The following is a 9,771-nucleotide window of genomic DNA, read 5'->3' on the forward strand; positions in this document are numbered from 1 at the left end:
CTCGATATTCACGTACTAAGAGAGTTCTTGGATCTGAACAGCTTGTAGACAAAGGTAGTAGTTCCGTCAATTTTCACGCTTCGCCTCCACTTTAGCTATGTTGATATCTTCAGCGCGCCGCGAAATATTGACTTCACGACTTCTCCTTCTTCTACCCAATTGTATACCTCTTCTTTTCATCAGTTGGGTTTTTATCAGTCTGGATCTGAAGGTGTCATTCTCACTGCAAGTTTAACAAAAAATGGTCAGACTTGCGAGTGAATAAATCACCTTGATCCATGCAATGAACCGCTCAAACGAATAAAAATATGCTATTTTATATAAGAGTAAGAAATTGAAGCTGAAAGGAGAGGGCTCCTTGTTTCGAAAAAAGTTTATTATTGGTTTAAGTACAGCCCTGTCAATCATTCTATTTATTCATTTCGCGATTACGTTTATTTATCTTTCTCCTGATAATTCATTCCGAACCAAGCATTGGAATGTGATGAATGAGTATATGTCTCCTTTTTTTACACAAAATTGGAATTTATTTGCTCCTAATCCCGTAAATCGACATGAAAGTTTACAAGTTCGTCTTCGCTATACAGATGCAAATGGTTATACAAAAACCAGCCCGTGGTTAGAAGTTTCCAAACCGATTATACAAGATTTACAAAAATTCCCTTTCTATCATCTTTCACCAAGCGCTCGTTTATCTGAGTATCTAGGAGCTGGCGTACATGATTATGTTTGGAAAAAAAATAAACAGCAACAAGCTGCACTCCATTCGCTAAAAAGTTTTACCAATCAAATGTTACAACGTTATCCTGAAAACTTTAAAGTAAATGGGAAGATTGACCATTACCAATTACGAGTCGAAGTAAATGAATTTCCTCGATTTGACAAACGCAATCAGCCCGACTCCAAAGGAGAATTTTGGTATCGAGAGACGATTTGGCTACCTTATAAAGGCTAATGAATCAGTAAAGGAGTTCCACTATGATGGATAAAATCATGCGTTTTTTAACCAAAGAGCATGCACTCATCGGATTGAGTATCACCCGCATTTTCTTTGGGATTGCCTTACTTTATGAATTACTCATCAATATACCGATCCGCTATTTATTATGGGGGCCTAAAGGGCTTGTTCCTTTCGCAGAATACCGCGCAGATATGATGGAACGACATGTTTGGACCATTTTTGATCTCTCCCCTACTGAATGGATGGTTGATTTGGTGATTTTTGGGGGGATTCTGATTTGTCTCCTTTACATAATCGGCTTTCAAACTCGCATCATGGGTGTACTCATGTTTGTGATTATGTTTTCCCTTTATATGCGTAATCTAGATATTACTCATGGTGGGGATAATATCCTTCGAATCCTACTGCTTTATATCATGTTTACCAGTGTAGGTCGTTACTTCTCTGTTGATCAGTGGTTGAAAAAAAGGCGAGAAAAAAAAGCAAAGCCCCCTTCATGGTTATCTCGCTCTCAACTCTTAACAGATAGTAAAGCTGTAATCCATAATTTTGCATGGCTTGCTTGCGTGATTCAGTTAGTCTTTATGTACTTCTCTTCAGGTTCATATAAAATTATGGGTAGCTTATGGCAAAACGGCACCGGACTCTACTATGCCAGCCGGGTGCAGGATTTCTTTAACCCTGATCTGACCCCGCTGCTATGGAAATCTGATCTGATCATGATTCTCATGTCATATGGAACAGTTCTCTTTCAAGTTGCTTTTCCATTCCTACTTCTAAATCGATTTACCAAGTATGTTGCCATCTTATCAGCGTGTATGCTTCATATTGGAATCGCTGCCTTTATGGGACTCGTTGATTTCTCTTGGATCATGATTGGTTGTGAAATGATGCTACTCACCAATACAGATTTCTATCGCTTGCGTGATTATAGCCGGCAAATCAGAAAACGTTTTCGAGCCTCGTCTGAGCAAAAAGAAGTTCAAATTGCTACCACAATTGAACAAGCCAAATGATAAACGGAAGGCTATCCCAGAAGTACAAGGATAGCCCTCAGCGTGTAAGCAAAATCTCATCTATATAAACAAAAGACTTTGCAGAAAAGTCTGGTTTTGCTATAATAAAAAAAGACGAAAGACGCGCCAACGTCTTTCGTTGTCTCTAGATTAGAGACGATATGACTGCATGGATGTGGCTCGAAACACTAACCATGTAGTCGGGTATGAAAGCGGCTGCTGTTACAGTGGCCGTTTTTATGTGGAAGAATTCAACGAGCCCAGAGACAATGTCTTGGTATAATTCATGAACAGCAGGGATCTGGTTTGTGACATAGCCAAGTCCCATCGTAAATACAATGGTTTGTCGCCAATTCATATCGGACGGACTGGCTGGAAACGAATGTTGGCCCTGCGACGAAGCCGTTGTTTTGGAGGATGCGCTTGAATCCTGCGACAAAACCGTTTCTTCAGAGGATCGAGTTGGCTCTACCACTGACTTGACCGCCTTTGCAATCTCATCTGCTGTTCCTACTTGGCATTGATCACCCAGATTGACTTCTGTCTCTTTGCTGAATAAACCCCATAAAATATTTTGTCTACTCACAACCCGTAAGGAATTTCTCTGTTTTCTTGATGATTTTCTTTTAGTCATAGATAAAACCTCCATGTTTTTTTACCATGGAAGCTGGCCATGCAAAAGAAACCACCAAGGATCTATCCTTTGGCTGATGGTTCCAAATGCAAAAACGTTCCCCAAATGGAACACACCAGCCACTACATGGCAGTTTTCATATTGTCAATGTACACATCCACTGTTTGCTTACATATCGAAGCAGAAGCAATGAATGGGCGAGACTTGCTTGAAGACTCTACCGCATTCTATTGAGACCTCTTACCATATGCAAGATCAAGCAAAAGATGAACAGACGTAAGTGTTCAGATCCTAGACACGATTTGAGCATGATGCTCAAATCTATGTCCAGTGACCACACTTACTATCTGAAATCTAATTATAGATATTTTATAATAGAACAATTTATTCTGTCAATTCATCCTAATCACTCGAATGACGACTCAATATAACGATCTCGACTTCCCAAGTATCCTGTTACTGTCATGAATAACGCCGAACCAATCAGCACCAAAAACGGTGTAGTCCATGTGTGGGTAAGATCGTGAATCCCACCAATCAACAAGGGTCCGATTGCGGCGATCAGGTAACCGATTGATTGTGCCATTCCTGAAATTTGAGCTGCTTGAACAGCGTTATGCGTTCGTTTGGCAAATAGGATAAAAGTAAGTCCAAGCGTAGCCGATTGACCGAGGTTCAGGAGTGTAAGCCAAATCATAATCAAAGATGAGCTACCACTAAGTAAACCGATATATCCTCCAATGGTAATCAGGCAAGCCATCAATGTAATCAATCTTTGATCCTTGCTACGATCGACAAAGAAAGGGATTGCAAAATAAGCGGGTAATCCCAGAATCTGACCAATCGACATGAGCCAACCAGCCTCTGTTCGCGGAATGCCAATTGATAATAGAAATTCAGGTCCCCAAGTAATAAAGACATAAAATCCAAATGATTGAAGTCCCATAAAAAGAGTAACTGCCCATACAATTGGAGACTTCCACATTGTTGCACGACTAATTTTTTGCTGTTTTATTTGAACCGTCTTCTGCATTCCTTTTAGCTGAGGCCGCCAAGCAAACATTGCGCAAACGGCTAACACACCCCACAGCACAAGCGACCATTTCCAGCTACCCAAGTTCTCAGCAAGGGGTAAACTTAATCCAATTGCTAAAGCAGCAAAGCTAGTCATCGAAACCGTGTAAAACCCTGTTGCTAATCCGATCCGCTCTGGAAAGCGCTCTTTGACAAGGCTAGGCATTAAAACATTAAAAACGGCTACTGCAACTCCAATGATAAATGTTCCAAATAACAAGCCACCGATTCCAAAAGGACGAATCAAAATCCCAGCTAATAATACAAATAGGCTATAAAAAATTGTTTTAGAAGTTCCAATATCTCGTGACCATCGTGGTGCAAGTGGAGAGATGAGAGCAAAGGCAAACAAAGGTAATGTAGTCAGCAACCCTACCCAGGTATTAGAAAGCCCTAATTCTACACGTATATCATTAATTAATGGTCCAATCGATGTAATACTTGTCCTCATGTTTGCAGCAACAAAAAAAATCCCTATCAATAATAGAAAGGGTACTGAATGTAGTGGTTTGACTGAAGTAGCTTCTGTATTTTGATTCATGATAAACACCTTTTTTTGTATATCTTTATACATAGTCTGTAAAAAAGCAAGTTTTTATAAATGAAAAGACATGCAACTATGCATGCCCTAGACTGATGAAAAACCTATATGTTAAAAAGACAATGCCGTACAATTGGGTAGAAGAAGGAGAAATCGTGAAGTCAATATTTCGCTGCGGAGCGACTTTCAGGCGCTACAAAGCCTCGACTATGAAGCGAAGAATAGGCGGTAGTACTGTTTGAGGCGTTAGCCGAGTTGATACCGCCCTGAGCAAGTAGTCGAGGCGCCTTGAAGACTTCTTCGCAGCCTGAAATGGAGGCAAAGCGTGAAAGATTGACGGAACTTTTACTTTGTCTACACTCTGAGGCATGCAATTAAACATGCCCTTTCTTTACTGAAGTAATTTCTTTCGCTTGATCAGACTTTGAAACTCTGCTTCTAGTTCTGCCGTTGGTCGTTCATTCAGTTTTGCTAGGAGCTCTGTGATCCGTAAATCAATGGTTAACAATTCCTCTGCTGCTGAATCATATTTTTTTTCAACTTTGCTCAATTGATACGCTTGATAAGTTCCATCAAAAAAATGAACTTGCTGTTGGTCGATATGCACAATTTGCTCTGCAACATTTTGTACAAATTGGCGATCATGTGATACAAATAAAACCGTTCCTTGATAGCCAGTCAACAATGATTCAAATGCCTCTAATGTTGTAATATCAAGGTAATTGGTCGGTTCATCCAATAGCAAAAAGTTCATGTCGCTCAGAAAGATTTTTGCAAAGGCAACTTTTACCCGTTCACCACCACTCAGTACCTTTACCTTCTTCAATACTTCATCACCACGGAAGAGTAACCGAGCTAAAACAGTGCGAATCATTTCATCAGGTTGAACCGATGTTTGCTTCACATTTTCCAAGATCGTATCTTCCTCAGATAAAATCGTAAGCTGTTGACTAAAATAACCAATTTTCACACTAGGAGCTAGCTGAACTCCATCGACTTGCTCTAGAATCTTTCGAATGAATGTCGTTTTTCCACAGCCATTTTTTCCGATTAAGGCAACTTTCTTCCCATTACGAATCGCAAAATTTGCCTCTGACCAAAGCACTTTTCCGCCGATTTTACCTGGGAGGTTCTCTATGCGAAGAAGGGTTCGATTTTTTAATAAACGATCATGTGGTACATTTAACTTTACTGTTGGTAGTGATTCTGGCTGTTCTACTTTCTCTAGTTTTTCTATTCTGGTTCCTAATGCCTTTATTGAGCGATGCATATTCTTTTGTTGTACACCTTTGTGCATCTTCCATGCTCTCGTTTCAGAAGTGCTCATCCGCTTTGTAGGAGGCTTCACCATTTTCACAGCTTTTTGTTCTTTCTGTTGGATCGCTTGTTCTAACTGTAGCTTTTTCTTCTGATATAACTCATACGCGAGTTGCTGTTTTGCATCTTCCTGTTCCTTTTGCAACTGATATTGACCATAGTTGCCTTTGTATGTTTTGATCTTTCGACCTTCAATCGCCCATATCTCCGTGCAAATTTGATCCAGAAAAGCACGATCATGCGATACGACCACTACAGCACCATTAAACTGATCAAGCTCTCGCTCCAACCACTCTACATGATCGAGGTCAAGATTAGCTGTTGGTTCATCGGCTAACAATATGCCCGGATTCTGCTGCATTGCTTGCCGAATCCGCTGTATTGTCTGCTCTCCTCCACTATATTGACTTTCGTCTCCCTCTCCTAATTGTTGAATCAAAGCAATTGACGTTTCCCTCGTGATCGTACCTTGGTCAATCGGTTCATTCCCTGCTAAAATCTGTAGTAGCATCGATTTCCCAACACCATTGAGCCCAATCAGCCCAATACGATCCTGACCGTGAATCCGTAGTTGCTCAATTGAGAAGAGCAACCGTTCCCCAAATCGCTTTTCTATTTGATTTGCTTCCAGTAATAGCATAAAAAAATACCCCCAATTCATTCTGAACGAGGGTATAGCAAAACACAGGCAGAGAGGCATCCCCTCCTACCGTCAGGAATGCCCAATATATAAAAAAGCCCATACTAACCCCATCCAGAAAAATAATGAAATGAAATTCATACTTTTTATCAGGATTGGATTAGTAAATCATCGGCTCAATATTCACCCTTTCAAATACATTCACTACAAAATAGCAATAAAAAACCATTTTGTCAAGTAGATCCATAATCAACGTTATGTCTGATCAATCCAATTGACGAACCTCACGAAACTTCCATATGGCAAAACAAGTAAACAATATGACCAGACAACTAGCCCCAACTAACAAATATCCAATGGTCATCCCACTCGAAAGCAGACTTGAACATAGTGCATAGGACAAGGGCATCAAACCAATTGAAATGGTCATCACCAGACTCATCACCCGGCCCATCTTTGATGTTTCAGTTCCCTCCTGAATCATACTTACTAAAGGAATATTGATTAAAATGGAGCCGACACCAATCAAAAGTAATAAGATCATGCCTTGCCAAAGCCAGTTAATTTCTCCTAGTAACAGAATGAAGAAACCGATCAAAAGCAATATACTGAATAATAATGGCCCGCGTTTAGAACGAATATTAAGAATCCCCACGAGAATCGCTCCTAGTAATGATCCCATCCCAAAAGCACTGCGTAAATAACTTAATGCTAACGAATCGCCATGAAGCAACTGATCTACAATTAATGGAATGCCCATCGAGATCGGCCCACTAATAAAGAAATTAACTACGATTAAAATAGCTAGCAAACCTAATAAAAAAGGGGAATTTTTTATGTAACGATACCCTTCCAACAATTCCATGCGCAAATTGTTTTTTTCATGCACCTCTTTTTCATCTTCCTGAATGCGAAAAGCAAAACCACTCGATATGAGCAATAATAATGCACAGGCAATAAAAATACCCACAAATTGAAACTTATAGATAATCCAACCGCCAATGATGGGTGCAATGATTAAACTTAATTGCTGTGTTGTCTGTAGAATAGAGTTTGCTCGAACAATCTGCTCATTACTCACCAAATGAGGAATGATCGACTCACTTGCTGGCCAAAAGAAGGCATCTAATAATCCAAACAAGATGGCAAAAACGAACAACCAACTAAAGTTAAGGGAATGAAAAAATAATAAACCTAACATGCCAATGAGTAGAATGGAACGACATAGACTTGTGACAGCCATCATTTTACTATTTGACCATTGGTCTGCAAATACGCCACCTAATAGCATAAAAATAACCCTAGGCAAAGCTGTTGCCATCATCACCCAACCGAGCAAATACGAAGCATGAAGTGCTTTCACAACATACCATTGTTCTGCTAACACATACATGGGAAAAGCAAAAGCAGAGCAAATACTGGCAAACCATAATAAGAGAAAGCGTTGATTTTGCATTAATGGTTGCTCAGTTGATAGACTCGCATGATTGGTGCTTACCTCTGATTTCATTTGATAGCTCCTTTTCCTCCATTATTCATTATATTTTAACTATTTATATTATTAACATTTTTAACTATTTATATTATTAACATTTCAATATATACAATTTCTAGTACAAAATAAAAAAAATAGCGGATTATCCCGCTATTTCAGACTTTAATTTATTAATGCGCTGCTAATTTTTCTTCCATTGATGGACTGAGTGATTGATTTCTTTGCCAATTGATTAAAAAGATGCCTATACAAATTAGTAATCCTCCTATTCCTGTGTACATAGTTAGCGGTTCATGTAGCAAAAACCAGCTAGATAGCACGCCAAAGAGCGGTGCTAGAAATAGAAATGCGCTTGTCTTTGCAGGATCTCCATTTTTCAATAAATAAAACCATAAGGAAAACTGCCCAATAGAACTAAATAGAGCCAAGTATAAGATCACGAAAAGCGAAGTCCGATTCATCTCAAGATGTGGCTGCTCTACACAAGCACTGATAATAAAAAAGAAAATACTTGATGCAATCATTTGATAGGCATTTAGTACCATTTGATCAAAAGAAGCACCCCAACGCTTAACCAATAATGTTGCAATTGCAAAGCTAATTGCACCCACAATCCCGATCAGGGTACCCACTTGAAAACTGAGCTGTAAACCAAATATGACTACAACACCTATGATTCCGACTACTACACCAAACCATTGTGCAAATCGATAACTTTTGCCCAGGAATAGAGAACTTAAAATGATGACTAATAATGGACTGGTAAATATAATGATTGCCGACTCCCCTGAACGAATCCAGTTCATGCTATAGTACGCACATCCTAATACAACTGTTGATTGAAAAAGACCGATTATGATTATTTGTAACCACTGTTTTAGGCTTTGAGGTTGTGATCTTTTGATTACAAAGAGGGAGAGTAAGAAACCAGCTATTAAAAATCGTATACCCATCAAGAAAAAGGGAGGTGCATATGATAAACCTATTTTTCCAATGGGAAAGGCACTACCCATAAAAAATGTGGTGAGAAGTAGTAATCCTATATATACAAAAGGATTCATGACCAGACCTCCAACTATTATGTAATTTTATTGTATAGTAAGTCTGGTTTTATGTATAATGATCATTATTGATATTTGCAATCAAATAAAATGATATCAGAGAATAGGGAGAAGGAAAAATGGAAAGTACAGATTTACGCATTTTCCAAGCGGTTGCCCGCGCTGGTTCAATTACAAAAGCAGCTGAACAGCTCGGTTATGTACAATCAAATGTGACAACCCGCATTCAATTGTTAGAATCTGAGTTATCAACAGCACTCTTTTATCGACACAATCGTGGAATGAAACTTACCTCAAGCGGTATTGCTCTACTTCAATATACAGATAAAATTCTTGGTCTGATCAATGAAGCTACACAAGCCCTTTCATCAACTCATGAGCCAAGTGGTTCTCTACAGATCGGCTCCACTCAAACAGCAGCGGCTGTCCGACTACCTAAGCTTTTAAGTGCCTATTATCACAAGTACCCCAAAGTACAACTTTCATTGATAACGGCTCCTACACAAAAGCTGATCAACAAAGTTCTTCATTATGAATTAGATGCTGCAATCATTGGAACAGCGTTTCATCATCCTGATCTTCAGGTGAGCAATATTTATGAAGAAGAATTACTTTTGGTCTCAGCTCCAGATATTACTGATTTAGAGATCGCCCTTACCAAACCAATCCTTGTCTTTAGCAACGGTTGCTCTTATCGAGAAACACTTGAGCAGTTCGCGCAATCAAAAGGCATTTCACCCACTATCATGGAATTTGGTACTTTAGAGGCAATTTTGGGTGGCGTTAAAGCGGGACTCGGTATTTCGCTATTGGCTAAATCGGTCATTGGACATGACTTTGCACAGGGCAAGCTTCACGCTTTTGAAATGCCTGATCCCTATCGCTATAAACCTAGTCAATTTATCATGCGTAAAAATTCAACGATCAGTAAGGCTTTGTCCGCCTTGATCGAGATGCTCCCCATACAACAAGAAGTAGAGATATATGCTAACAAATTATAAAGCCACTCCTTTATTGTTGGAGTGGCTCTTA

General features: G+C 39.3%; 8 protein-coding genes. 3 read left to right on the plus strand and 5 right to left on the minus strand.

Translation table 11 applies throughout. The annotated features are described in order from the left end of the window. The first annotated feature begins 358 nt into the window (after positions 1–358). The gene (locus BUB71_RS06195) at positions 359–955 is read left to right on the plus strand and encodes a DUF5819 family protein (RefSeq protein WP_073153939.1); all 597 of its coding nucleotides are present in this window, start codon (positions 359–361) and stop codon (positions 953–955) included. Positions 956–978: 23 nt separating this feature from the next. Further along, entirely contained in the window at positions 979–1,977 is a 999-nt protein-coding gene (locus tag BUB71_RS06200; protein ID WP_073153941.1) for an HTTM domain-containing protein, read from the plus strand. A gap of 145 nt (positions 1,978–2,122) precedes the next feature. Here the strand turns inward: BUB71_RS06200 and BUB71_RS06205 are convergent, their stop codons facing one another. From BUB71_RS06205 to BUB71_RS06225, 5 genes are all read right to left on the minus strand, one after another. Beyond that, the gene (locus BUB71_RS06205; protein WP_073153943.1) at positions 2,123–2,611 is read right to left on the minus strand and encodes a hypothetical protein; all 489 of its coding nucleotides are present in this window, start codon (positions 2,609–2,611) and stop codon (positions 2,123–2,125) included. A gap of 406 nt (positions 2,612–3,017) precedes the next feature. Beyond that, positions 3,018–4,226, minus strand: a complete 1,209-nt coding sequence (locus tag BUB71_RS06210; RefSeq protein ID WP_073153945.1) for a CynX/NimT family MFS transporter — start codon at positions 4,224–4,226, stop codon at positions 3,018–3,020. Between the two features lie 391 nt (positions 4,227–4,617). After that, positions 4,618–6,183, minus strand: coding sequence for a ribosomal protection-like ABC-F family protein (abc-f, locus tag BUB71_RS06215; RefSeq protein ID WP_073153948.1), 1,566 nt, complete (start codon positions 6,181–6,183; stop codon positions 4,618–4,620). A gap of 265 nt (positions 6,184–6,448) precedes the next feature. After that, entirely contained in the window at positions 6,449–7,693 is a 1,245-nt protein-coding gene (locus BUB71_RS06220) for an MFS transporter (RefSeq protein WP_073153950.1), read from the minus strand. Positions 7,694–7,848: 155 nt separating this feature from the next. After that, on the minus strand, positions 7,849–8,739 hold the full coding sequence (locus tag BUB71_RS06225) for a DMT family transporter (RefSeq protein ID WP_073153952.1): 891 nt from the start codon (positions 8,737–8,739) through the stop codon (positions 7,849–7,851). 119 nt (positions 8,740–8,858) lie between these two features. On the opposite strand from BUB71_RS06225, the gene BUB71_RS06230 reads away from it, so the two are divergent. Then, positions 8,859–9,740 (plus strand): LysR family transcriptional regulator, encoded by an 882-nt coding sequence (locus BUB71_RS06230; protein WP_073153954.1) that lies wholly within the window; start codon positions 8,859–8,861, stop codon positions 9,738–9,740. Positions 9,741–9,771: the final 31 nt, after the last annotated feature.

The sequence above is a fragment of the Seinonella peptonophila genome (assembly GCF_900129355.1).
In the GTDB taxonomy this organism is placed as follows: domain Bacteria; phylum Bacillota; class Bacilli; order Thermoactinomycetales; family Thermoactinomycetaceae; genus Seinonella; species Seinonella peptonophila.

Excerpts from the sequence above, each read along its gene's own strand:
- BUB71_RS06200 (WP_073153941.1), top strand. The coding sequence starts at position 979 with ATGATGGATAAAATCATGCGTTTTTTAACCAAAGAGCATGCACTCATC.
- BUB71_RS06205 (WP_073153943.1), bottom strand. The coding sequence starts at position 2,611 with ATGACTAAAAGAAAATCATCAAGAAAACAGAGAAATTCCTTACGGGTT.
- BUB71_RS06210 (WP_073153945.1), bottom strand. The coding sequence starts at position 4,226 with ATGAATCAAAATACAGAAGCTACTTCAGTCAAACCACTACATTCAGTA.
- abc-f (WP_073153948.1), bottom strand. The coding sequence starts at position 6,183 with ATGCTATTACTGGAAGCAAATCAAATAGAAAAGCGATTTGGGGAACGG.
- BUB71_RS06220 (WP_073153950.1), bottom strand. The coding sequence starts at position 7,693 with ATGAAATCAGAGGTAAGCACCAATCATGCGAGTCTATCAACTGAGCAA.
- BUB71_RS06225 (WP_073153952.1), bottom strand. The coding sequence starts at position 8,739 with ATGAATCCTTTTGTATATATAGGATTACTACTTCTCACCACATTTTTT.
- BUB71_RS06230 (WP_073153954.1), top strand. The coding sequence starts at position 8,859 with ATGGAAAGTACAGATTTACGCATTTTCCAAGCGGTTGCCCGCGCTGGT.